The organism is Sorangium sp. So ce1014 (genome assembly GCF_051521505.1).
Taxonomy (GTDB): Bacteria; Myxococcota_A; Polyangia; order Polyangiales; family Polyangiaceae; genus Sorangium.
The window spans coordinates 5,231,165-5,253,368 of sequence record NZ_CP150356.1 but is presented as its reverse complement, the minus strand read 5'-3'; the positions used below and the strand labels follow the sequence as shown (position 1 = coordinate 5,253,368).

Sequence of the window (22,204 nt, the reverse complement as noted above, 5' to 3'; positions counted from 1 at the left end):
ATCCGCGACGGGTGCGCCCCCGCAGCGCCGGGCGCACGCCCGTCGCGGACGCACGACCCGAGGCAGCGCGGCCCAGGCGATGGCGACGCCGGGTGGCCGGTTCGGACGAAGGCGAAGCGATCGCGAGCGCGATCGCAACCGTCGCAACCGTCCGATAACCGCCGGCATCGAAGGCGCTGCTTCTTCGCGAGATCAGGGCAGAGATCGCGCTGCGATCGAGGATTTCCGGCGCCTTCGGCCGCGATCGTTCCGCACGCGACCTTCGATGGGCGCCCCGGCGCTCCCCGGCGCCGGCTCGCGAGGGCGAACGACGGGAGCTCGCGATGAAAGCACGAACGATCAACGCGCTGGTCCTCGCGGCGGCGACCGCGCTGTGCGGGTCCGCCGCAGCGGCGGTCCCGATCACGATCACCCATCAGGGGCGCCTGTTCGATGCGGCAGGCCAGCCCATCGACGACACGCTCGAGGTGGTGTTCGCGTTCTACGATGCGCTCGACGCCACCGTGCCCATCTGGAGCGAGGTCCACTCCATCACGTTCGACCACGGGTACTTCTCGGCCGACCTCGGCGATCTCGCGCCCGTCGACAAGCCGGTCTTCAGCGGCACGGCACGCTACCTGGGGATCACCGTGGGGGAAGACCCCGAGATGCGCCCGCGCGCCAGGATCGCGAGCGTTCCGTACGCGCTCCAGGCCAGCAACGTCGCCGGCGACATCACGCCGAACTCCATCTCCGTCGGCGGCCGCGTCGTCATCGACAGCAGCGGCGTGTGGGTCGGCGATCCGGTGGGTCTGCAGGGCGCGCAAGGTCCGACCGGTCCGATCGGGCCAGTGGGGCCGCCCGGTGAGCCGGGGCCGCCCGGTGAGCCGGGGCCGCCCGGTGAGCCGGGGCCGCCCGGTGAGCCGGGGCCGCCCGGTGAGCCCGGGGCGGTCGGAGCACAGGGGCCTCCCGGCGTGGTCTCGAGCACCTCCATTTCCGGCGTGGGCGCCGACCCCCGGTCAACGCTTCAGTTCCTGGCTGCACCTGCCACCGTGAACGTGACCGACCCGGGGCAGCGCGTCTTCGTCGTGTCCAACAAGGCGCTCGGCGCCGCGGCGTCCCCTGCGGATCGGCTCTTTCTCTGGATCTGTTCCCAGCAGCTCGTGCCGCTCGGCGATATCCAGCGGACCGGGACTGGCGTCTATGCGCTCCGCGTTCCGGCGAACACCAGCATCATCATGGGGCTGAGCGCGGTGCTCTTGCTGCCCCCCGGCCAGCACAACGTCGGTCTCTGCGGGAGCTCCGAGAGCCCCTTCTGGACCAACAACGATTATTCGTACACCTCCGCTGTCGTCACCATGGAGTAAGGTCCGGGCTGGGAGCCCAGCCTCGCGCACGACGGCCTGCGCGGCGCCTGCCCCGCGATTTCCACCATGCAGAAGGAGCTGATGACCCCCGCGGCGATCCTGCTCGGCAGCCTCTTCATCGCGGTGGGTCTCTACCTGGGTCTCCAGCGCCCGGCGCCCTCCGCCGGGCCCCCTCCGGCCAGCGTGGAGGCCGCGGCAGGCTCCATGAGGGCGCCACCGGTACCGGCGGACGCGCCGTCTCCCTCGCGGCATCACCCGGCGCCGACCGCGGCCCCGCCGGCGCAGCCGGGCGCGCTCTACAAGCGCGTCCAGGCGGACGCCATCAGGGCGCTCGAAGCGCGGCGGCCGCTCTTCGTGAAGCAGTGCTGGGAGCCTTCGCTCAGGAAGAGCCCAGCGCCGGCGCGCGCCAAATACCTCTTCAACATGACCTTCGACGAGTCCGGGAAGGAGATCGCCCGCGGCATCAGCGAGGTGCGAGGGATGGAGCGCCCCGACGCAGCGCAGTGCCTCCGGCTGATCCCGCTCGGGATCGGCGTGCCGCCGCCCGGGACGCGCGTCGCCGTCGAGGTCGAGATGATCCTGCCGTGAGCGCGCCGCCGCCGCGGCGGCTTCGCAGCAGCCACGCCGCTCCGCCGCCATTTGGTCCGCGATGGGCGCTGGGCTAAGGTCACGCCGTGCCCTGGCTCGCTGAGCTCGCCCTGTACCTGAGCCGCGTGCTGCACCTCGCGGTCCTCGCCATCGCGCCCACGTGGCTCTCGCCCGAGCCACTGCCGCCGGCCGCGCTCGCGCTCTCGGGCGCGCTCTCGGCGGCCGCGCTCTCGGCGGCGCTCGGCCTGTCGGCGTGGTTCGCCGCGCGGATCGAGACGCGGCTCGCCAGGAACGGAGCGGCGCTGCTGTGGCTCGCGATCGCCGCGGCGCTCGCGGCCGCGCTCTACTACCGCGGGCCTCGCGCGCCGCTCGCGCAGGGGGTCGCGCTCGTCGGCGTGCCGCTGTGGGCGGCGCTCGCGACGCTCGCCGCGGCCGCGGCGGAGCACTGGCTCGGGTCGAGCTTCAAGCACCGGCGGATGGGGGCCGCGATCGTCGTGATCGGCCTCGGCGCCGTCCAGCTGCTCGGGGCCGCGCCCCTGCTCGGGTCGCGCGAGCGGATGTGGTGGGCGGCGCTGCGCCGCGACGGCGCGCACCTGCGCGCGGTCGACGAGCTCGCGAGACCGCTCCTCGATCGGCGAAAGCTCGACGAGCTCGACGGGGTCGCGGCGCGCTGCCTGAAGATGCACCCCGTCGCCGCCGCGCCCGCCGCGCCGGCCGCGTGCGCCTGCCTGGCGCTCCGCGCCGAGGCGAGGCTGCACGCCAGGAACGCCGTCGCCGCCCTCCGCGACGCGGAGGCGGCGCGCGAGCGATGCCCGGATCAGCAGAGCACGCGCGCCGTCCTGGCCGAGGCGCTCGCCGTCGCCGGCCGCCCCGAGCGCGCAGAAGCCGAGGCGCGGGCCGCGCTCGAAGAGGGCGGCGACCCGTCGCGGCTCCGCTACGCGCTCGCCCTCGCGCACGAGCGCGCAGGCCGCCTATCGGACGCCAGGGCCGAGGCGGAGCGCGCGATCGAGGCCGGCGCCGGCCGGAAGGCGCAGCTGCTCGCGGGCGCGCTGGCCATCCTCGCCGGAGATCTCGACGGGGCGAAGGCGCGCCTCGCGCCGCTCGCCGAGCAGGATCCCTCCGACGCCGAGGTGCTCTACAACCTCGCGCTCATCGCCGACAAACGTGGCGACTACAACGGGGCCCGCCAGGGCTACCTCACCGCCCTGAAGGCCGATCCGAGGAACGCCGAGGCGCGCTACAACGTCGCGCTCCTGACGTACCGCGCGGGCATCGTCGAGGAGTCGCGCCACCACGCGCGCAAGTTCCTCGACGCGTTCCCGGACGATCCGCGCGGCAGCCAGCTCGCGCAGACGACGGGCACGCCGCTCGGCGCCGCGGGTGGCGGCAGCGCGCTTCCATCCCGGTCCGGCGCGCGGCGGTCCCCGCAGGAGCCCGCGGCGAGCTCGGGCTCTCGCTAGCGCCGCGCGCCCGAGGTCCTGCGAGGTTCGTGACGGGCAGCACAAGCCGCGACCGCACAGCGCCCTCCGATGCGGGCGAGCTGATGGAACCGATGGAACCAACGGCAACCGATGGAAACCGATGGAAACCGATGGAACCGATGGAACCGATGGAACCGATGGAACCGATGGAACCGACGCGCCCCTCGACCGAACGAATTGCGCTGGCCAGCAGTTCACTTTGCACGGCGCAAAGGTGACCCTGGACGGCCACCTGTGATATTCCCGAAGGTCTGGGAGGCTGCGTGACACCCGCCGCGGGGACCACCGTTGCCGATCGCTTTCGCCTCGTGCGTCCGCTCAGGCAAGGCGGGATGGGCTCGGTGTGGCTCGCTCAGCACATGGGCCTCGACATCCCGTGTGCGATCAAGTTCATGCACGCGCAGGGCGTCTCGAAGGAGGTGCGGCACCGCTTCGAGCGGGAGGCGAAGGTGGCAGCGCAGATCCGCAGCCCCCACGTCGTGCAGATCCTGGACCACGGTGTGTGGCAAGGGACGCCGTACATCGCGATGGAGTACCTCGATGGGGAGGACCTCGACACCCGCATCCAGCGGGTAGGGCGGCTCGACCCGTACGACACGATGGCGATCACGGCGCAGGTGGCGCGCGCCCTCACGCGGGCCCACGCAGCCGGCCTTGTCCATCGCGATCTCAAGCCGGCCAACATCTTCCTCGTCCGGGACGACGACCGGGAGATCGCCAAGGTGCTCGACTTCGGCATCGCGAAGGACAGCACGCCGCGGGTCACCTCCACGACGAAGACCGGCTCGCTGCTCGGGACCCCCGCGTACATGAGCCCGGAGCAGGCGCAAGGGACCAAGCGCATCGATCACCGCTCGGACCTCTGGTCGCTCGCCGTCGTGGTGTTCGAGTGCCTGACCGGCAATCTCCCGTTCAACAGCGAGGCGTTCGGCGATCTGCTCCTCAAGATCATGGTCAAGCCGCTGCCCGTGCCGTCGCAGCTCGCCCCCGTGCCATCCGGCTTCGACGCCTGGTGGGCCCGCGCGGCGTCGCGCGAGCCGGAGGCCCGCTTCCAGAGCGCGAAGGAGTTCTGCGACGCGCTCGCGATCGCCCTCGACATCGCGAGCGACAGCTTCGAGCCGAGGATGAGCCTCGTCCCGTTCCGCGCGTCCGGCGAGCGCGCCTCGGTGGAGCTCGGGTTCGCCCCGCGCTCGAGAGGGAGCGCGACGCCCCTCGACGCCGGGCCCGACAGCGCCGCGCCGTCGCTCGGCGACGCGGCCACGCTGGTCGCCTCGTCGGAGGCCGAGGCCGAGCGGATCTCGACGAGCTCCGGCGTGACGGTGGCCTCGCCGGGAGAGGCGCAGACGCCGTCCGCGATGTCGGGCCGCCAGATGCGATCGCAGACCGCCAGCGCGCTGGTCTCGGTGGTGTCTCCCCCGATCCGGCGGCCCGTCGTCGGGCGCGTGCTCGCCGCTGCAGGGGCCTCCGCGGTCGTCCTCGTCGCCGTCGGGTTCTTCGTCGTGCGCGGCGCGAGCCCCGGCGCCCCGGCGCAGCCGCTCGCGCAGCCGGCTCCCACGGCGTCGGCGTCCGGGGTGCCGCGGGGCCCCGACGTCGCGGCGTCAGCCTCCGCGCCGCTGCGGGAGCCCGAGCCGCCCGCCTCGGCGGCCAGCGCTGCCGCGCCGGCGCCCGCGGCCTCGTCGGCGTCGCCCCGGAGCGGCCCGCGCGCTCCCGCGGCGCACCCCGCTCAGGCGAAGCCGCGTGCTCCGGCGCCGTCCGGTAGCGTGCGCCGCAAGCCGAAGCCGACGGATTTCGGCATCTGAAGTTCACCCGCAGCATCTCGCACAGACCTTGTTCGTATGGCTCGTCGACTAGGGATCGCTTCCTTGCTGCTCGCGCTGACCTGCGCGCCCGCCGCGCTGGCACAGGTCTCGGACGCCGATCGCGCGACGGCGCGCTCGCTCGCCGTGGAGGGGCAGGAGGCCCTCGAACGGAAGGACTTCTCCGCCGCGCTCGAGCGGTTCCGCCGCGCCGACGCCATCATCCACGCCCCGACGCTGCTGCTCGGCGTCGCTCGATCCCAGGTGGGCGTGGGCCAGTGGATCGCGGCCCAGGAGTCGTACAGCCGCATCGTCCGTGAGGGGGCGCCGGAGAAGTCGCCCGAGCAGTTCTTCGAGGCGATCGCGGACGCTCAACGCGAGCTCGACGCGCTCGCGCCCCGGATCCCGCAGGTGCTCATCTCGGTGAGCGGGCCGGACACCGCCGCTGTCACGATCGATGGCGAGCGCGTGCCGCGCGCCGCCCTCGGGGTCCGGCGGCCGGTCGATCCGGGCGGCCACACCGTCCGCGCGGAGGCGGCCGGATTCGCTCCGGCGGAGGCGAAGGTGACCCTGGCGGAGGGCGCCAGCGAGACCGTCGCGCTCGAGCTCAAGCCGGTCGCGTTGCCGCCGTCGGTCGTGTCGCCTCCGCCGGTCGCACCGTCGCCCGACACGGGCCCCGGCGCTCCTTCGGCCAGCAGCAGCCGCACCGTCCTCGGGATCGCCGCGCTGGGGGTCGGCGGCGTCGGCCTCGCGGCCGGCGCTGTGGGCGGCGTGCTCGCGATCGGCAAGCACCGCGACCTCTCGGAGCGCTGCCCCGCCGACCGGTGCGACCCGTCGCTCCAGGGCGACGTCGACAGCTACCACGCGATGGGCACGCTCTCGACGATCGGGTTCGCGATCGGCGCCGTGGGCGTCGGCGCGGGGGCGTTCTTTCTCCTGACAGCGCCGAGGTCGCCGCAGCGCGCCGGGATATCGATCACACCCGTGATCGGGCTCGGCTCCGCGGGAGCGAAGGGGAGTTTCTGATGCGCCAGGCGTTCCAGGTCGGCTTGATGCTCAGCGTTGCCGTCGCGACCGCCTCTGCATGCACGAGCGTGCTCGGCGACTTCACGATGGGAGAGCCCGGCGCGAGCTCGTCCGGTGGGTCCTCCGGGTGCCCGATGGGCATGGCGGACTGCAACGGCGACACGCTCTGCGAGGTGAACCTGCACGACGACCCCCAGAATTGCGGCGCTTGCGGCGCGGTGTGCCTGGACGAGGGGATGTGCAGCGAGAGCGGCTGCAGCGGGGTCACCGAGATCGCGCGCGGGTTCCCGACCCCGGAGGACGCGAACGCGAGGCTCCTCGTCATCTACCAGGACGAGGTCTACTGGACGGCCGGCGAAGGCGCGAACGGCAGCGTGCAGAAGGTGCCGATCCTCGGCGGGTCGGTCACGCTGCTCGCCGCCGGGCAGAACGCTCCGTACGGGATCGCCGTCAACCAGCAAGGCGTCTTCTGGTCCAACCTCAACGACACGAACGTCATGTGGGTGGACCGCGAGGGACAGGAGACGCCGAAGGTGATCTACGACTCGAACCACGCGACCCTCGGCGTGGCGGCGGACGAGAGCGACGTGTTCTGGGCGCAGCGCGCGGCCGGCATCGGCGTGCCAGGGAGAGGCAGCCTCATCGGCAAGATCGCGATGCTCGACGCGTGGCCGAACGACGAGGGGGCGAACGACGACTTCCACGAGGACGATAAGGCGTCGCCGCACCTCATCGCGCTCGACGCGGAGCACGTGTACTGGGTCGATCGGAGCGCGCGCGGCACGGTGAACCGGACGCGGCGAGACACCGGCGACACGGTCGAGCTGGCGGACGAGCAGCCGTTCCCGTACGCCATCGCCGTCGATGAGACGTTCGTCTACTGGACCAACAGCCCGCGCGGCAACGACACTGACCAGCAAGCCGCCTTGATGAGGGCGCCGAAGGACGGCTCGCAGGAGGCGATGGCGATCTGGGAGCCCTCCGAGGACGACGACGTGGAGCACCCGTCCCCCGACTGCATCGCCGTGGATGGAAACGACGACTACGTCTACTGGACCGATCAGGGGACGCCCCGCGTCCTGCGGAGGCGCAAGGACGGCCGCGGGAGGCAGCAGGTGCTGTACGAAGGCGGCGCGCCGCGCGGGATCGCGCTCCACGGCGGGTTCGTCTTCTGGGTGGAGGAGAAGAGCCCCGGCGGGGTGCGCAAGCTGCCCCGCTGAGAAGGGGCGCGCCCGGCGCAGCCTCGCCTCGACGTCGAGCGCCCGGGATCAGCCCGCGGCGTCGCGCAGCCGGTCGACGTCGACGCCCAGCCGGCCCGACATGTCGTCGGCGGCCGAGACGACCCGCGCACCCTGGATGATGTCCCGCGCCATGAGCTGCGTGGAGAGGATCGCGCAGAACGCCATGTCGTCGGTGTTGCTCATCGACTTGCCGCCGGTCTTGCGGCACTTCGCGACGAGCGACGCGACGGGCTGCGCCTGCCAGATGCCCGCGTCCTTGATGGCGTCCGGCGACAGGCACATCTCCACGTAGTCCGGCGTCCCGCTCCCGAAGAACGGCTGCACGACGGGCGCGCGGTACGGCTGCTTCTTCCGCGCGAGGACGCCGGGCGGCAGCAGATCGCCCATCGCGCGCTTCAGCACGTGCTTCTCGTCGAGGGTGCGGAGCTTGAGCGCGTCCGGCAGCGCGTCCGCCACATCCATCACGTTGGGATCGAGGAACGGGAAGCGGCCCTCGACCGAGTTCGCCATCATCATGCGCTCGCCCTGGGAGGAGAGCAGGTAGCCGGAGAGCAGGGTCGTGATCTCCAGGTACTGCGCGCGCGCGAGCGGCGTCCAGCGCATGAAGTCGGCGGGCAGCTGCTCCCTCAGGCGATCGGCCGCCGCGGTGTCGCTGACGCCCTCGCGCATCGCGGGGTCGAGCATCAGCTTGATGCGGCTCGTGGCGTCCCAGCGCGGGCGATGGGAGTAGAACGGGTCGTCGGTCTGCGTGAGGTTCCGCCCGAAGAAGGCCTTCGCCATCTCGACCTGCGCGACCGGCGATCGCTGCAGGTAAGGGTAGAGCCGGAGGAGGAGCTGGGGCCGGAGCTTGCTGTCCGGGTGGCGCGCCCAGAAGCGGCGGACCCGGTCCTCGCGGAAGATGTCGTAGCCCGCGAAGAACTCGTCGGCGCCTTCGCCCGTCAACACCACGCGGTACCCGCTCTGGCGGACGAGGCGCGCCAGGATGAACAGCGGCGCCGGGGCGGTGCGCAGGAGCGGGGCCTCGGCGTGGTAGACGACGTCCGGGAAGACGCCGGCGATGTCGGCGTCGCTGCACTGGATCGAGGCGTGGGACGTGCCGAGGTGCGCGACGGCGGCGCGCTGGTACTCGGCCTCGTCGAACTCGCGCTCGGCGAACTCGACCGAGAAGGTGCGCAGCGGAACCTCGCGGTTCGACGCGATCAGCGCCGCGACGATCGTGGAGTCGAGCCCGCCGCTCAGGTAGCTGCCGACGGGGACGTCGGCGCGCAGGCGGATCGTCGAGCCGCCGCGGACCGCCTCGCGCACGCTCGAGACGAGCGATGCCTCGTCGCCGCCAGGCGCGCGCCCGTGGGGGAACTCGGGCCGGAAGCGGATCGAGACGCGCGGCGCCACGTCGCCATCGAGGTCGAGCGTCGCCGCGGCGCCCGGCGGGATCTGCTGGATGCCTTCGTACGGGGTGAGCGGGGCGACAGGCGCCCAGAACGTCAGGGCCTCGTCGAGCCCTTCGCGGGAGATCGCGCGGGGGATGGTGGGGTCCTGGAAGAGCGACTTCACCTCGCTGGCGAACCGGAGGACGCCGCGGTGGACCGTCCAGAAGAGCGGGTTGATGCCGACGCGGTCGCGCGAGAAGAACGCGCGCCTCCGCTTGACGTCCCAGAGGACGAACGCCCACTGGCCGTTCAGCCGATCGACCATGGCCTCGCCGTACTCGGCGTAGGCGTGGATCAGCGCCTCGGTGTCGCTCTTGGTCCGGAAGTGGTGACCCTTCGCCGTGAGCTCCTCGCGGAGCTCGATGTAGTTGAAGATCTCGCCGTTGAAGCAGACCCAGAGCGTCTCCTCGGCGTTGGCCATCGGCTGCCACCCGCCGTCGAGGTCGATGATCGACAGGCGGGCGTGGGCCAGCGCGACGTGGCGATCGCGGTAGATGCCGAAGCCGTCGGGGCCGCGGTGGCGCAGCGCTCGAGCCATCTTGAGGGCCAGGTCACGGTCGGGGTTCGGCGCGTCGGAGCGGAGGTTGATCAGGCCGGCGATACCGCACATATCAGATGAGCTCGCTCTTCTTGACTTTGCCGCTCGCCGTCTTGGGGAGCGTATCCATGAACTCGACGAACTTGGGCACGGCGAACTCGTCGAGCTCGGACCGTACCTTCTTGCGGACGTCGTCGGCCGTCACCACGGCGTCGGGGGCCTTCACGACGGCGGCCTTCACCGCGACGCCGAGCACCTGATCTGGCACACCGACGACCGCCGCCTCGATCACGCCAGGGACCTTGCAGATCACCGACTCGACCTCGAGGGGGCTCACCTTCTCGCCGCGGGTCTTGATGATGTCGTCCTTGCGCGCGACGAAGTAGAGGTACCGCTCCTCATCCATCTTGAAGAGGTCGCCGGTGTGGAGCACGACCTCGCCCGGGAGGGGCCCCGGCCGGAGCGCACGCGCGGTCGCGTCGGGGTTCTTCCAGTAACCGCGCATCACGTTCGGCCCGCGGACGACGAGCTCGCCCACCTCGCCCGGCTCCGCCCGCGTGCCGTCCTCCCGCTCGATCCAGAGCTCCTCGTTCGGCATCGCGATGCCCACGGAGGACGGTCGCTCCAGCGCCAGCGATGGCGGCAGATAGCAGACGCGCGTGCACTCGGTCTGGCCGTACATCGCGACGAACGAGACGTTGGGCAGGAGCTCGCGGAGGCGCAGGAGCTGCGGCGCCGGGAGCCCGTACGCGGCGTTCGTCATGTAGCGGAGCGCCGACAGGTCGGCCTTCGCGAAGTTCTTGAGCGACAGCATCGAGGCGAAGATCGTCGGCACGCCCGCGAAGCCGGTGGCGCGCTCCTCGGCCATCTTCTGGACGATGGGCCACGGCATCGAGAAGCCCTTCTCCAGCACGACGGTCCCGCCGAACGCGTGCGTCACGAGCAGCTGGAAGAGCCCGTAGGTGTGCGACAGCGGCAGCACGCAGAGGATCACGTCGTCCGCCGTGTGCTCGAGGTACGCGCCGATCGCCGCGGTGCTGTTGCGGAGGTTCTGGTGCGTCAGCATGACCCCCTTCGACTCGCCCGTGCTGCCGCTCGTCCAGCAGAGCGTCGCCAGGTCGAGCTCGATGGCGCGGCGCTCGGGGGCGTCGCTCGGCGCGCCGGCCAGGGCCTCCTTTAGGTCGCGCCCCTCGGGCGAGGGGCCGGCCGCCGCGGCCGGGGGCGCGGCGCCGCTCAGGAACGTCGCCGCGGGCCTCGCGGCGGGCGGGAGCTCGGCCACGGCGGCGAGGCCGTCGCGCATGCCGCGCGCCGCCACGAGCACGCGCGGCTCGGCGAGCTCCATCACCTGGCCGAGGCGCCGGGGTCGCATCGCGGTGCCGAGCAGCGACGGCACCCCGTCGGCCCGGAGCGTGCCGTAGTAGGCGACGACCGCGTCCACGCCGTTGTCGAGCGCGATCATGACGCGATCGCCGCGCTGCACGCCCGACTCGCGGAAGAGGGCGCCACACCGGTCGGCGAGCGCGTCGAGCTCGCGGTACGTGAGCCGCCGCCCCTCGGAGACCAGCGCGACGTGGTCGGGGCGCGAAGCGGCGAACGATCGCAGCGCTGAGTCGATGAGAAAGCGATCCGAGCGCGGATCGCGACGAGCGGTGTGCTGCGTGCTCATGCGCCCCCCGGGGTGTTCGGGCTAGTTGCTGCTCTTCTTCCCGTTGACGTAGGTCACGAGCCGGGCGATCGAGCCGAAATTCTCCGGCACCATCTCCTCGTCAGCGACCTGGATGCCGAGGTCCTGCTCGAGGAACTGGACGATCTCGAGGACGGCCGTCGAGTCCAGGATTCCTTGATCGAGCAAAGGGACCTCGGCCCCAAGATCGGCGGTAGCGCCCCTGTATCCGAACGAGGCGACCAGGAAGTTGCGAATCGTCGATTCAACGCTGGAAGTGCTCATGGAGTTAATTCCTACGTCTATCACCCTCCAGGCTTTCCTGTCGAGAACACTCGGCGGAGCGGCGTTGCGGTGTGCAGGCCGCCGCCCGCAGGGCGCTGTCCGCCGTCGGGGGGACGCTGCCGAGGTGAGAGTCGCGACTCGCGGTCTCGCGGTCTCGCGGTCTCGCGGTCTCATAGCGAGTCCGTCGGGGTCGTGGAGCCGTCTCGCACGAGCGCGTCCCGCCTCTCACGTCGCATTGTCGACGCTGGCTGCGCTGTTTCCGGTCGGTTTCACGCCGAGGGGCAGCGCCGCCGGGCGTCGTCGTCGACGGCGGCCCGTGCGGCGCGGCTCGTCAGGCGTGGCCCTGATCGCGGACGAGCAGCGGCTGCGCGTGGAGGTACTGCGCAACCCGGCGCTTCGCCTCGATGTCCTTGAACACGCGCTCGACCTGCTCCGGCTTGATGCCGACGGCGGACGCCGCCTCCGCGGCCGGGACCTTGTTGTTGTAGGCGTAGAGGCAGAGGTCCATCTTGTCGTAGGGGAGCGCGAAGTAGAACTCGTCCTGCCCCTGAGGCATCGAGAACGTGTCGGTGGTCGGCGCGCGCCCGCGGATGTCGGCGGGGACGCCGATGTACTCGGCGAGCGCGTAGACCTGGGTCTTGTACAGGTGCGCGATCGGCTTGAAGTCCGCGGCGCCGTCTCCCTGCTTCACGAAGAAGCCCTGATCGTACTCGAGCAGGTTCGGCGTGCCGGCGGCGGCGTAATTGAGCCTGTCCGCGTGGTAGTACTCCATCATCTTGCGGATGCGCTGCTTGAAGTTCGTCGCGGCGACGAGCTGCAGGTACGCGTTCAGCGGCATCCGCTTCACCCGCGGCTCCTCGCCGGGTGGCTGTGCCGTCAGCTGCGAGACGTTCAGCCGGTCGCTCTCGAGGATCGAGGGCAGGGTGATCTTGAACTTCCAGCTCTCGTTGTAGTCCGGGTAGACCATCCGGATCGCCTCGTCCTGCCGCTCGTAGCAACGGAGGCCGGTCAGCGCGGGCTTGATGTTCTCGATGACCGCCTCGATGCCGAGCTGCTCGGCGAGCAGCTTGCCGAGCCGGAGCGCGTCGTCCGAGGTGTCGCGCTCGGGCATGAAGAGGCCGAGCACCTTGTCCTTGCCGAGCGCGCGGACGCACAGCGTCGAGACGACGGAGCTGTCGATCCCGCCCGAGAGCCCGACCACGGCCCCGCGCCGCCGCAGCGTGCCGAATACCTGATCCCGGATGGCCTGCTCGATCTCTTGCGCTACTGCCGGGGCATCGATCCTGAGGACGTCTCGCGAAAACATGATTGGCATCCACCCTTTCAAGAAGATGGACCAGCCTATTAAAACGAGGCGCGGCAGGGAACCCCGTTCGCTGCGAGCCGCCGCAAGCCCGGGCGGCCAAGCGAGGAGCCGGCGCCGGCTCCTCGCGTCGCGCGGGCGAGAGGAGCGCATCCGCCCCGCTGCGCGGGCCGCGGCGAGGCGGCCCCGCGTCAGGGCGCGGGCCGCGGCTCGCCGGTCGCGGAGAACTCGTTGGTCTCTGCGGCCAGGATCCAGAGCACCGCCATCCTGACCGCGACGCCGGCCTCGACCTGGTCGAGGATCACGCTCTGCTGGCCGTCCGCGATGCGCGGATCGATCTCCACGCCGCGGTTCATCGGCCCCGGGTGCATCACGATCGCGTCCGGCTTCGCGAGCGCGAGCCGGGCCGGGCTCAGCCCGAAGGTGCGGCTGTACTCGCGTGTGCTGGGCAGGAAGCTGCCGCTCAGCCGCTCGCGCTGCACCCGCAGCATCATCACCACGTCGGCGCCCTCGAGGGCGGGCTCGATCCGGTCGTAGAGGGTCGCGCCGAGCGACTCGCCTGCGACCGGCAGGAGCGTGCGCGGCCCGGCGAAGCGGACCCGCGCGCCCATCGTCGTGAGCAGGTGCGCGTTCGAGCGGGCCACGCGGCTATGGACGATGTCGCCGCAGATGGCGACCTCCAGCCCCTCCAGCCGCCCCTTGGCGCGCCGGATGGTGAACGCGTCGAGCAGCGCCTGCGTCGGGTGCTCGTGCGTGCCGTCCCCCGCGTTGATGACCGCGGCGCGCGTGCGCGCGGCGATGTGGTGCGGCGCGCCGGACGCGCTGTGCCGGATGACGAGGACGTCGGGCTGCATCGCCTGGAGGTTCTGCACCGTGTCGAGCAGCGACTCCCCCTTGACGGCGCTCGATGTGGAGACGCTGATGTTGATGACGTCGGCGCTGAGGCGCTTGCCCGCGAGCTCGAACGACGTCCGCGTGCGCGTCGAGGGCTCGTAGAACAGGTTCACGACCGTCTTTCCGCGGAGCGTCGGCACCTTGCGCACGCTCCGCCGGGAGACGTCGAAGAGCGACTCGGCGGCGTCCAGGAGGGCCACGATCTCGGGCCGCGTGAGCCCCTCGATGCCGAGCAGGTGTCGGTGCGGGTAGATCCTCCTCATGCGCTGGCTTACGTCCCTTCCGGGGGAGCGGGGGGCTCCGAGATCTTGGCGCCGACGGCGGTGACGAGCGCCCAGAGCTCGCCGGCGCGCTCCACGACGTCGACGCGCTGCCCGGGGGCGAGCTCGACCGCGCGGACGGTGTAGTCAGGGTGAATCGGCAGCTCTCTGCCGCCGCGATCGACGAGCGCGACGAGCTCGATCCGCTGCGGTCGCCCGTAGTCGAGCACCGCGTCGAGCGCCGCGCGGATGGTGCGGCCGGTGTAGATCACGTCGTCGATCAGCACGATGCGCCGGCCGTCGACGGGGAAGGTGATGTGGCTGGGGCCGATGCGCGGGTTCGGCAGGGCGGTCGCGGCGTCGTCGCGGTAGAGCGTGATGTCGACGGCGCCGACCGGCGGCGATTGCCCCTCGATCTCGAGGAGCAGCGCGGCCAGCCGCCTGGCCAGCGGCTCGCCTCCCCGTCGGATCCCGATGAGCGCCAGATCGTCCACGCCGCGGCCACGCTCGGCGATCTGGAGCGCGATGCGCCGCAGGCCGCGCCCGATGGCGGCCGGGTCGAGCAGAGCTTCCATGGCGCGGCGAGGGCTAGCACAGCGAGCGCCCTGCACCCAAGGGTCGCGTGCGCCGTCCGCTGGATTCCCCGCTGGCCCGAGGAAGCGGGCCGCTCCCGGGCCCGCGTGCGGAGGAGGGGATGAGCGGCGCGGCCCCGCGGCGGCTGAGCGGCGGCGCCGGCGCGCTCAGTCGGGCTGGTGCAGGACGCGCTGGGTGCGCTCGAGGAAATAGAACCGCTCGAAGCCCGCCCGCTGGAACGTGACCGCGCCGAACCCGTTCACGGCGATCGCGGCCGCGCCGAGGGCGTAGAACGGCACGCCGAAGCGGCGGCCGGAGACGGCGATCATGGCGAAGAGGAACGGTGCGAAGTCGTTGGAGAAGCGGTAGCCGAACTGGATCCAGCCGGTGTTCTGGTAGAAGAGGCTCGGCAGCGCGACCGCGGACGCCGTGGCGGCGAGCGCCCAGAACAGGGGCGGCGTGCGCCGGGGCCAGAGCGCCCACGCGTAGATCGGCGTCGTCACCCAGAGCGCGAGCCCGTGCAGGTTGATCTGGAAGGGCGCGCCCTGCACGTGGGCGTACGGCAAGCTCGTGAGCACCACCGCGAGGTTGCGCGGCAGGTAGTGGTACGAGAAGAGCCCCCACTTCTCGATCCGCGCGCGCCAGGCGATGTGGAGGTACCGGTGCCCGAACTCGGTCGCGTCGCCGAACCGCGCGTGGTTGTGCCAGAGCAGCGCGGCCAGCACGAGCGCCGCGGGCGCGGCGAACAGGGCGAGCCGGCGCGCGAGGGCGCGCGGGTCCGAGCGGCCCGCGCGGAGCGCCTCGCCGAGGAACAGCGGCAGGGCGAAGCCGAGCGGCGTGCGGGTGGCGAAGCCGAGGCCCAGGGCGAGGCCTGCAGCGAGCGGGTGGGCTGCGTCGAGCGCGCAGTAGAGATAGATGCAGGCGAGCGCGACGCCGACGACGTGCGCCGCGAACCACACCGTCCCTTGCACGGCGCTGAACCAGTAGACGCTCCCGAGCGCGAAGAGCAGCGAGAGCGCGACGTTCTCGGCCTGCGTGCGGCGGCTGCGCCGCGAGGCCGAGAGCTTCTCGAGCGCGAGGAAGAGGACGGCCGGACCGACGCCGGCGAACGCCAGAAAGAACTGCCCGTCGCGCACGCGCTCGGCGCTGCCGGCGAGCTGGACGAGCGGCGCGATGAGGACCGCGGGGAAGGGGGGGAAGCTGACGTAGTAGCGATCGCCGAGCACGGCGAAGTCGTTGCCGCCCGCGTACGCCGGCGGCGGTCCGCCGAGGTCGAGGCGGCCGTGGAGCCACGCCTCGGCGAGCAGGGCGTAGTGGTTGTAGGGCGTGTGGACGGTGAAGAGCTCGCGCGAGCAGCTGACCGCGTACACGAGCGTCACGAGCGCGTAGAGGGCGAGCGCGACCGTTCCGCGCCGGCTCGCCCGCCGTGCCTCCCCTGACGATTCCGGTCGCTTGTCGGCGGCGCCAGCGGCGGGGACCTCGGGCGTTGCGCTAGGGTCCATGCAGGGGCGACGCTACCATGCAGCCCCGTTCTGACGGCGGTCGTACTCGGTCTTGCGAGCCAACGCACCCCGCGCTAAACGCTCCGCCTTCACTGGCCCCGAACCCATGTCCAAGATCGCCGTCTCCGCCAATGACATCGACCTCTCCGGCACCTCGCTGGAAATGCCGCTGTCGACCGACTGGTTGAACGCAGAGCTCGCTGACGTCAACGTCACCAGCCGCGCGCCAGGCCAACTCTCCGCCCGCCTCTCCCGCACGGGGAACGAGATCGTCGTGCGCGGTCGCGTCAAGGCGTCTGTCGCCATGCCGTGCGCGCGGTGTCTCTCTCCGGCCGCGCAGGACATCGACGCCGAGCTCTCGCTCCTCTTGCGTCCGGCGCCGAAGGCCGAGAGCCACGGGCACGGCCACCGGCGGGACGACGCGGGGCACGGCCACCGGCGGGACGACGCGGGGCGCAACGGGGCGACGAAGCCGGTGGTCAAGACAAAGGAGCCCGAGTACGAGTTCTCGGCCGACGAGGCCGACGTCGACACGTACGACGGCGAGACGGTGGTGCTCGATCCGTTCATCCGGGAGGCCATTCTCCTCGAGATGCCGAACTTCCCCTTGTGCTCGGAGGCTTGCCCGGGTATCGGTCCTGCCGCGTCCCGAGAGGACCGCGAAGGCGGCTCCTCGACCCTCGCCCGCGGGGCGGTGGAGGAGGACGAGGCCGCTCCAGGTCTCGACCCGCGGCTCGCGCCGCTGAGCGCGCTCCGAGAGAAGCTTGGACAGAAGCCCGGCGGCTCTGACCGGCGCGCGCAACCTGCCTCAACTTCCCCGGCCAAGGCCGGGACACCGAAGAAGAAGACCAAGAAGGAGTAGCTCCGTGGCCGTCCCCAAGAGGAAAACCACCCCCAGCAAGCGCGACATGCGGCGCGCCAACCACGACAAGGTGACCCCCGTCCAGCTCGTTTCTTGCGAGAACTGCGGGGAAGCCCGGCTCCCGCACCGCGCCTGTGGCGCCTGTGGGCACTACAACGGGCGCAAGGCGAAGGCGACCAAGGCGACCGCGGCCACATGACAGGGGCGGGCGCGCGGACGCCGGCGCGCGTGAACGCTGCGCCCGCGCCCCCGGACGCGGCAAAGGCCCACGTGGGCGCGCGAGAGGTCGGCGCATGAGCGCCGCGCCGCCGAGGAGCCGCATCCTCGGGACGGGCAGCTACGCGCCCGCCCGGGTCCTGCACAACACCGATCTCGAAAAGATCGTCGACACCTCCGACAGCTGGATCAGCGAGAGAACGGGGATCCGCCGGCGTCACATCGCGGCCGAGGGCGAGCTCACGAGCGATTTGGCAGCCGCTGCCGGCCGCTCTGCGCTGGCGGCCGCCGGGCTCTCTGCGGCCGATCTCGACATGATCATCGTCGGGACGATCAGCGGCGACTCGCCGGTGCCCGCCTGCGCCGTGCACGTGCAGCAGAAGCTCGGCGCCGAGGAGATCCCCGCGTTCGACATCTCGGCGGCCTGCGCGGGCTTCGTCTACGGGCTCACGATCGCCGATCAGTTCATCTCCAACGGCGCGGCCCGGCACGTCCTCGTGATCGGCGTCGAGCTGCTCTCGCGCATCCTGAACTGGAAGGATCGCACGACGTGCGTCCTCTTCGGCGACGGCGCCGGCGCGGTCGTGCTCGGGCCTGCGTCCGGCGACGGCAGGGGCATCGTCTCGACGCGCATCTTCAGCGACGGCGCGCTCGCGAGCTCCCTGGTCATCCCGGGCGGCGGCACGGCCGAGCCGCTCACCGCCGAGGGCATCGAGCAGAACCGCAACAAGGTCCACATGGTGGGGCAGGACATCTTCAAGGTCGCCGTGAAGAACCTCTCCAGCGCCTCGCTGATCGCGCTCGATACGGCGGGCATGGCGGCCGCGGACCTCGACTGGGTCGTCGCGCATCAGGCGAACCTGCGGATCCTCAGCCAGGTCGCCGCGCGGCTCAGCCTCCCGCTGGAGCGGTTCGTGCTGAACATCGAGGAATACGGCAACACCTCGAGCGCCTCGATCCCCATCGCCCTCGATGAGGCGGTCCGCGACGGGCGCATCAAGCCGGGTCACAACGTCCTGTTCTGCGCGCTCGGCGCTGGCATTTCCTGGGGCGCGTCGGTCGTCCGGATGTGAGCGAGCCATGCGCGCGCGCCGGTGTCGAGGTGGAGATCTGCGCGCCCAGGCGGCTGAGCTCGCTGGGCGCGCCAGCGTGAGCGGGGCCTGGCACGCGCTGACCTCGTGACGTGGTTCGGGGACGGACGACGTCCGTCTCCCCCGCTTGGAAGTGAGGGCAAACGTGAAAATCGCTTGGCTGTTTCCAGGGCAAGGGGCGCAAGAGGTCGGGATGGGCAAGGCCCTCGCGGAGGCCTCGGCGGCGGCGCGCGGCGTGTTCGCGCGGGCGGACAACGCGCTCGGCGAGCCGATCTCGCGGCTCTGCTTCGAGGGGCCGATGGCGGAGCTGACGCAGACGAGCAACACCCAGCCCGCCATCGTCGCCACGAGCTGCGCCGTGGCCGCGGCGCTCATCGAGCACCTGCCCGACCTCGAGCCGCCGCTCTACGCGGCCGGCCACTCGCTCGGCGAGTACAGCGCGCTCGTCGCCGCCGGCGCGCTCGAGATCGAGGAGGCGGTGCGGCTCTGCCGGATCCGCGGCGCCGCGATGCAGGAGGCCGTGCCGGCGGGCGAGGGGGCCATGGCCGCGCTCATCGGGCTCGATCAGGGCGTGGTGCTCGCGATCTGCGCGGAGGCCGCGCAGGGCGAGGTGGTCGCGCCGGCGAACTACAACGGGCCGGGGCAGATCGTGATCGCCGGCCAGAGCCGCGCGGTGGCGCGGGCGGGCGAGCTCGCCGTCGCTCGCGGCGGCAAGGCGATCCCGCTCAAGGTGAGCGCTCCCTTCCACTGCGCGCTGATGCGACCCGCGGCCGAGCGCCTGCGCCCCGAGCTCGAGCGCACCCAGCTCAGGCCGCTCGCCTTCCCGGTGATCGCGAACATCGACGCCACGCCGAACGTCGATCCGGAGCGGGTGCGGTCGCTCCTCCTGCGCCAGGTCGACGGCACCGTGCAGTGGATGCGGACGATCGAGCGCATGGCGGAGGACGGCGTCACGCACGCCCTGGAGATCGGCCCTGGCAAGGTGCTCGCCGGGCTGGTGAAGCGGATCACGAAGCAGATCAAGGTGCTCAGCGTGAGCGACATGGCGGGGATTGAGCGCGTGAGCGCGTTCCTTTCGGAGGCATAGGCATCGATGTTCGACCTTACGGGCAAAGTTGCGATCGTCACGGGTGGTTCGCGAGGGATCGGGCGGGCTGCATCGGAGGCGCTTGCGGCGCAGGGGGCGCACGTGATCGTCAACTACGTGCGCGGGGAGGCCGAGGCGCGCGCGCTCGTCGAGGCGATCACCGCGCGCGGCGGCAAGGCCGAGGCGCTCGGCTTCGACGTCGCGAACCTGCAGGCGACCGAGGCCACCATCGCCGAGGCGGCGAAGCGCCTCGGACGGCTCGACATCCTCGTCGCGAACGCGGGGATCGCGATCGACGGCCTGCTCCTGCGGATCAAGGAGGAGGACCTCGATCGCCTCTTCGCCGTCAACGTCAAGGGCTCGATCGCGTGCGCCCGCGCCGCGACGAAGGTCATGATGCGCGCGCGTACGGGGCGTATCGTCTTTCTCTCCAGCGTCGTGGCGGAGATGGGCAACGTGGGGCAGACGGCGTATGCCGCGACGAAGGCGGCCCTGCTCGGCGTGACGAAGTCGCTCGCGCGCGAGTACGCGGGGCGCGGCATCACCGTCAACGCGGTGGCGCCCGGGTTCATCGACACCGACATGACGACGACGATCAGCGCTGAGATGAAAGAGGGCCTGACCAGGATGGTCCCACTCGGGCGTACAGGTCGACCGGAGGAGGTCGCCGCGGCGATCGCATTCCTGTGCTCCGACGAGGCGAGCTACGTGACGGGCGAGACGCTGCGCGTCAACGGCGGCATGTACGTCTGAGCGCGCCGGATGGAGTGTAGGCAGCCAGGCGTCCGCTCAGCGGCAAACCAGGCGCACACGAAAAAGCCGGTCGCAGGTAATTCGATGGTGCAACGCCCATGGCGATGGGCTACTAGGGGGTCCGTTTTCCCGGGAGGAATACCATGGCTGAAGGTCGCGACATCACGGCCGAAGTAAAGCGAATCATCAAGGAACAGCTCGACGTCGACGAGAAGGACATCAAGCCTGAAGCGAGTTTCATCGACGATCTGGGCGCCGATTCGCTGGGCCTGGTGGAGCTTGTCCTCGCGTTCGAGGAGGCGTTCGAGATCGACATTCCGGACGAGGACACGGAGAAGATCCGGACCGTCCAGGATGCGGTCGACTACATCGAAAGGAATGCCAAGAAGTAGCGTCCCTACCGCCCTACCGGACGCGGCGTCACCATGGAGGTGTGATGGCGCGTGAGCCAGCGAAGGGTCCGCTCTTCGCCGAAGCACGTGTCCTCACCTCTGTGGTGGCGCTAGGGCAATAAGAGCCATGGAACGCGTTGTCATCACCGGCATCGGGCTCATCACGCCCAACGGCATCGGGACGCAGGCCACCTGGCAATCTTTGCTGGCTGGTCAGTCCGGTATCGGACCCATCACCCTCTTCGACGCGGGCGTCTTTCCGACGCGCTTCGCCGGCGAGGTGAAGGGCTTCGCCCCGGAGGAGTACATCCCCAAGAAGAAGGTGAAGGAGATGGGCCGCTTCGCCCAGCTCTCCATCGCCGCCTCGCAGATGTGCGTGAAGGACGCGGGGATCGAGTTCACCGAGGAGGACCGCGATCAGTGCGGCACCTTCATCGGCGTCGGCCTCGGTGGTCTCGAGTACCTGTTCCAGCACTCGATCACGCTGCACGAGAAGGGCCCCCACAAGGTCAGCCCCTATTTCATCCCGACGGTCATCGCGAACCTCGCCGCCGGACAGGTGGCGCTGGCGCTCGACCTGCGGGGCGCGAGCTACTGCAACACGAGCGCGTGCTCGTCGAGCGCGCACTCCCTCGGCGAGGCGTTCGAGTGGATCCGCCGGGGACGCTCGCAGATCATGCTCACGGGCGGCGCGGAGGCGACGATCACCGGTCTCGGCATCGGCGGCTTCTGCGCCATGTTCGCGCTCTCGCGGCGCAACGAGGAGCCGCAGCGGGCGAGCCGCCCCTGGGACAAGGGGCGCGACGGCTTCGTCTGCTCCGAGGGCGCCGGGTCGCTGCTGCTCGAGTCGCTCTCCCACGCGAAGAGACGCGGCGCGAAGATCTACGGGGAGGTCGTGGGTTACGGCGCTTCGTGCGACGCGTACCACATCACGAAGCCGGCACCCGAGGGCGCCGGGGCGCAGCGCGCGATGAGGATGGCGCTCGAAGACGCCAGGCTCGCGCCGGACGCGATCGACTACATCAACGCCCACGGCACCTCGACGCCCCAGGGCGACATCGAGGAGACCCGGGCGATCCTGAAGGTCTTCGGCGACCACGCGGCGTCGAAGCGCCTCTGGGTGAGCTCGACAAAGTCGGCGATGGGCCACCTGCTCGGGGGTGCAGGCGGGGTCGAGGCGGCGCTCTGCGCCCTCGCGCTGCGTCACGGCGCGGTGCCGCCGACGCTCAACCTGGACGACCCCGATCCCGAGTGCACAACCCTGGACTACGTGCCGTTCACCTCCCGCGAGCGCCGCCTGACGCACGTGATGTCGAACTCCTTCGGCTTCGGCGGGACGAACGTGTCGCTCGTGTTCTCCCAGTTCGACGGCTGATCGCGCGCCGCGCTGGATGTCTCGATGAAGTGCCCATTTTGCGGCCATCTCGAAGACCGGGTCATCGACTCCCGCGCTGGCGGCGCGGGTGAGATGATCCGCCGGCGGCGCGAGTGCGCGTCGTGCGAGCGCAGGTTCACGACCTACGAGCGCGTCGAGGACATCTTGCCGACGGTCGTCAAGAAGGACGGACGGCGCGAGCCGTTCGACCGGCAGAAGCTCGTGCGGGGGCTGCGGATCGCGTGCAACAAGCGGCCCGTGTCCACCGACCAGATCGAGGTCATTGCCGACGCGATCGAGCGCGAGGCGCAGGAGTCCGAGCGGCGGGAAATCCTGTCGACCGAGCTCGGCGAACGGGTGATGAACCACCTGCGGACACTCGATGAGGTCGCCTATGTCCGGTTCGCCAGCGTCTATCGTTCCTTTCGGGACATCGACCAGTTCATGGTCGAGCTTGGCAAGCTTGTGAAGGCCAAGGCGCCCTAGTAGATCCGGCACTTCG

At 71.2% G+C, this 22,204-nt stretch carries 21 protein-coding genes; 14 read left to right on the top strand and 7 right to left on the bottom strand.

Going from position 1 to position 22,204, the window contains the following annotated elements:
* Positions 1 to 323: 323 nt before the first annotated feature.
* From WME75_RS20015 to WME75_RS19990, 6 genes are all read left to right on the top strand, one after another.
* Positions 324 to 1,346: a collagen-like protein gene (locus WME75_RS20015; protein ID WP_437493160.1), complete on the top strand. Its 1,023-nt coding sequence runs from the start codon at positions 324 to 326 to the stop codon at positions 1,344 to 1,346.
* 66 nt (positions 1,347 to 1,412) lie between these two features.
* Positions 1,413 to 1,934 (top strand): hypothetical protein, encoded by a 522-nt coding sequence (locus tag WME75_RS20010; RefSeq protein ID WP_437493158.1) that lies wholly within the window; start codon positions 1,413 to 1,415, stop codon positions 1,932 to 1,934.
* 86 nt (positions 1,935 to 2,020) lie between these two features.
* Positions 2,021 to 3,394 carry a tetratricopeptide repeat protein gene (locus WME75_RS20005; RefSeq protein WP_437493156.1) on the top strand — a complete coding sequence of 458 codons (1,374 nt, stop codon included), beginning with the start codon at positions 2,021 to 2,023 and terminating at the stop codon, positions 3,392 to 3,394.
* 284 nt (positions 3,395 to 3,678) lie between these two features.
* A complete protein-coding gene (locus tag WME75_RS20000) occupies positions 3,679 to 5,214 on the top strand; it encodes a protein kinase domain-containing protein (protein ID WP_437493155.1) in 1,536 nt (511 codons plus the stop codon).
* Positions 5,215 to 5,277: 63 nt separating this feature from the next.
* Positions 5,278 to 6,237: a PEGA domain-containing protein gene (locus tag WME75_RS19995; RefSeq protein WP_437493153.1), complete on the top strand. Its 960-nt coding sequence runs from the start codon at positions 5,278 to 5,280 to the stop codon at positions 6,235 to 6,237.
* Positions 6,237 to 7,457, top strand: coding sequence for a lipoprotein receptor (locus tag WME75_RS19990; protein WP_437493151.1), 1,221 nt, complete (start codon positions 6,237 to 6,239; stop codon positions 7,455 to 7,457). Before WME75_RS19995 ends, WME75_RS19990 begins: the two co-directional genes overlap by 1 nt.
* 48 nt (positions 7,458 to 7,505) lie before the next feature.
* On the opposite strand, the gene asnB is transcribed toward WME75_RS19990, so the two are convergent.
* The 7 genes from asnB to WME75_RS19955 all read right to left on the bottom strand — a co-directional run bounded on the left by asnB (position 7,506) and on the right by WME75_RS19955 (position 15,926).
* Positions 7,506 to 9,518 (bottom strand): asparagine synthase (glutamine-hydrolyzing), encoded by a 2,013-nt coding sequence (asnB, locus tag WME75_RS19985; protein ID WP_437493149.1) that lies wholly within the window; start codon positions 9,516 to 9,518, stop codon positions 7,506 to 7,508.
* Position 9,519: 1 nt separating this feature from the next.
* On the bottom strand, positions 9,520 to 11,112 hold the full coding sequence (locus WME75_RS19980) for a class I adenylate-forming enzyme family protein (protein ID WP_437493147.1): 1,593 nt from the start codon (positions 11,110 to 11,112) through the stop codon (positions 9,520 to 9,522).
* A 21-nt stretch (positions 11,113 to 11,133) separates the two neighbouring features.
* A complete protein-coding gene (locus WME75_RS19975; RefSeq protein ID WP_437493145.1) occupies positions 11,134 to 11,394 on the bottom strand; it encodes an acyl carrier protein in 261 nt (86 codons plus the stop codon).
* A gap of 331 nt (positions 11,395 to 11,725) precedes the next feature.
* On the bottom strand, positions 11,726 to 12,700 hold the full coding sequence (gene nadE / locus WME75_RS19970; RefSeq protein WP_437493143.1) for an NAD(+) synthase: 975 nt from the start codon (positions 12,698 to 12,700) through the stop codon (positions 11,726 to 11,728).
* Between the two features lie 188 nt (positions 12,701 to 12,888).
* A complete protein-coding gene (locus WME75_RS19965; RefSeq protein ID WP_437493141.1) occupies positions 12,889 to 13,854 on the bottom strand; it encodes an aspartate carbamoyltransferase catalytic subunit in 966 nt (321 codons plus the stop codon).
* An 8-nt stretch (positions 13,855 to 13,862) separates the two neighbouring features.
* Positions 13,863 to 14,426 (bottom strand): bifunctional pyr operon transcriptional regulator/uracil phosphoribosyltransferase PyrR, encoded by a 564-nt coding sequence (gene pyrR / locus WME75_RS19960; protein WP_437493140.1) that lies wholly within the window; start codon positions 14,424 to 14,426, stop codon positions 13,863 to 13,865.
* 165 nt (positions 14,427 to 14,591) lie between these two features.
* The gene (locus WME75_RS19955; protein ID WP_437493138.1) at positions 14,592 to 15,926 is read right to left on the bottom strand and encodes a hypothetical protein; all 1,335 of its coding nucleotides are present in this window, start codon (positions 15,924 to 15,926) and stop codon (positions 14,592 to 14,594) included.
* 106 nt (positions 15,927 to 16,032) lie between these two features.
* Between WME75_RS19955 and WME75_RS19950 the strand changes: the two genes are divergently transcribed.
* The 8 genes from WME75_RS19950 (at position 16,033) to nrdR (ending at position 22,188) form a co-directional block, all read left to right on the top strand.
* Positions 16,033 to 16,788 (top strand): YceD family protein, encoded by a 756-nt coding sequence (locus WME75_RS19950; RefSeq protein WP_437493136.1) that lies wholly within the window; start codon positions 16,033 to 16,035, stop codon positions 16,786 to 16,788.
* Between the two features lie 4 nt (positions 16,789 to 16,792).
* Positions 16,793 to 16,987 (top strand): 50S ribosomal protein L32, encoded by a 195-nt coding sequence (gene rpmF / locus WME75_RS19945; protein ID WP_020736516.1) that lies wholly within the window; start codon positions 16,793 to 16,795, stop codon positions 16,985 to 16,987.
* A gap of 94 nt (positions 16,988 to 17,081) precedes the next feature.
* Complete coding sequence (locus WME75_RS19940) at positions 17,082 to 18,077, top strand: beta-ketoacyl-ACP synthase III (protein WP_437493134.1); 996 nt, start codon at positions 17,082 to 17,084, stop codon at positions 18,075 to 18,077.
* 163 nt (positions 18,078 to 18,240) lie between these two features.
* Positions 18,241 to 19,182, top strand: a complete 942-nt coding sequence (gene fabD, locus WME75_RS19935) for an ACP S-malonyltransferase (protein WP_437493133.1) — start codon at positions 18,241 to 18,243, stop codon at positions 19,180 to 19,182.
* A gap of 6 nt (positions 19,183 to 19,188) precedes the next feature.
* Positions 19,189 to 19,935: a 3-oxoacyl-ACP reductase FabG gene (fabG, locus tag WME75_RS19930; RefSeq protein WP_437493131.1), complete on the top strand. Its 747-nt coding sequence runs from the start codon at positions 19,189 to 19,191 to the stop codon at positions 19,933 to 19,935.
* 143 nt (positions 19,936 to 20,078) lie between these two features.
* On the top strand, positions 20,079 to 20,327 hold the full coding sequence (gene acpP, locus WME75_RS19925) for an acyl carrier protein (protein WP_020736512.1): 249 nt from the start codon (positions 20,079 to 20,081) through the stop codon (positions 20,325 to 20,327).
* 127 nt (positions 20,328 to 20,454) lie between these two features.
* Positions 20,455 to 21,702: a beta-ketoacyl-ACP synthase II gene (gene fabF, locus WME75_RS19920; protein WP_437493129.1), complete on the top strand. Its 1,248-nt coding sequence runs from the start codon at positions 20,455 to 20,457 to the stop codon at positions 21,700 to 21,702.
* A gap of 24 nt (positions 21,703 to 21,726) precedes the next feature.
* Positions 21,727 to 22,188, top strand: coding sequence for a transcriptional regulator NrdR (nrdR, locus tag WME75_RS19915; protein ID WP_437493127.1), 462 nt, complete (start codon positions 21,727 to 21,729; stop codon positions 22,186 to 22,188).
* Positions 22,189 to 22,204: the final 16 nt, after the last annotated feature.

Coding starts and splice junctions, on each gene's coding strand:
- fabG (WP_437493131.1), top strand. CDS start 19,189: ATGTTCGACCTTACGGGCAAAGTTGCGATCGTCACGGGTGGTTCGCGA.
- WME75_RS19980 (WP_437493147.1), bottom strand. CDS start 11,112: ATGAGCACGCAGCACACCGCTCGTCGCGATCCGCGCTCGGATCGCTTT.
- WME75_RS19940 (WP_437493134.1), top strand. CDS start 17,082: ATGAGCGCCGCGCCGCCGAGGAGCCGCATCCTCGGGACGGGCAGCTAC.
- WME75_RS19965 (WP_437493141.1), bottom strand. CDS start 13,854: ATGAGGAGGATCTACCCGCACCGACACCTGCTCGGCATCGAGGGGCTC.
- WME75_RS19975 (WP_437493145.1), bottom strand. CDS start 11,394: ATGAGCACTTCCAGCGTTGAATCGACGATTCGCAACTTCCTGGTCGCC.
- WME75_RS19955 (WP_437493138.1), bottom strand. CDS start 15,926: ATGGACCCTAGCGCAACGCCCGAGGTCCCCGCCGCTGGCGCCGCCGAC.
- acpP (WP_020736512.1), top strand. CDS start 20,079: ATGGCTGAAGGTCGCGACATCACGGCCGAAGTAAAGCGAATCATCAAG.
- nrdR (WP_437493127.1), top strand. CDS start 21,727: ATGAAGTGCCCATTTTGCGGCCATCTCGAAGACCGGGTCATCGACTCC.
- asnB (WP_437493149.1), bottom strand. CDS start 9,518: ATGTGCGGTATCGCCGGCCTGATCAACCTCCGCTCCGACGCGCCGAAC.
- WME75_RS20015 (WP_437493160.1), top strand. CDS start 324: ATGAAAGCACGAACGATCAACGCGCTGGTCCTCGCGGCGGCGACCGCG.
- WME75_RS19950 (WP_437493136.1), top strand. CDS start 16,033: ATGTCCAAGATCGCCGTCTCCGCCAATGACATCGACCTCTCCGGCACC.
- nadE (WP_437493143.1), bottom strand. CDS start 12,700: ATGTTTTCGCGAGACGTCCTCAGGATCGATGCCCCGGCAGTAGCGCAA.
- WME75_RS20010 (WP_437493158.1), top strand. CDS start 1,413: ATGCAGAAGGAGCTGATGACCCCCGCGGCGATCCTGCTCGGCAGCCTC.
- pyrR (WP_437493140.1), bottom strand. CDS start 14,426: ATGGAAGCTCTGCTCGACCCGGCCGCCATCGGGCGCGGCCTGCGGCGC.
- WME75_RS19990 (WP_437493151.1), top strand. CDS start 6,237: ATGCGCCAGGCGTTCCAGGTCGGCTTGATGCTCAGCGTTGCCGTCGCG.
- fabF (WP_437493129.1), top strand. CDS start 20,455: ATGGAACGCGTTGTCATCACCGGCATCGGGCTCATCACGCCCAACGGC.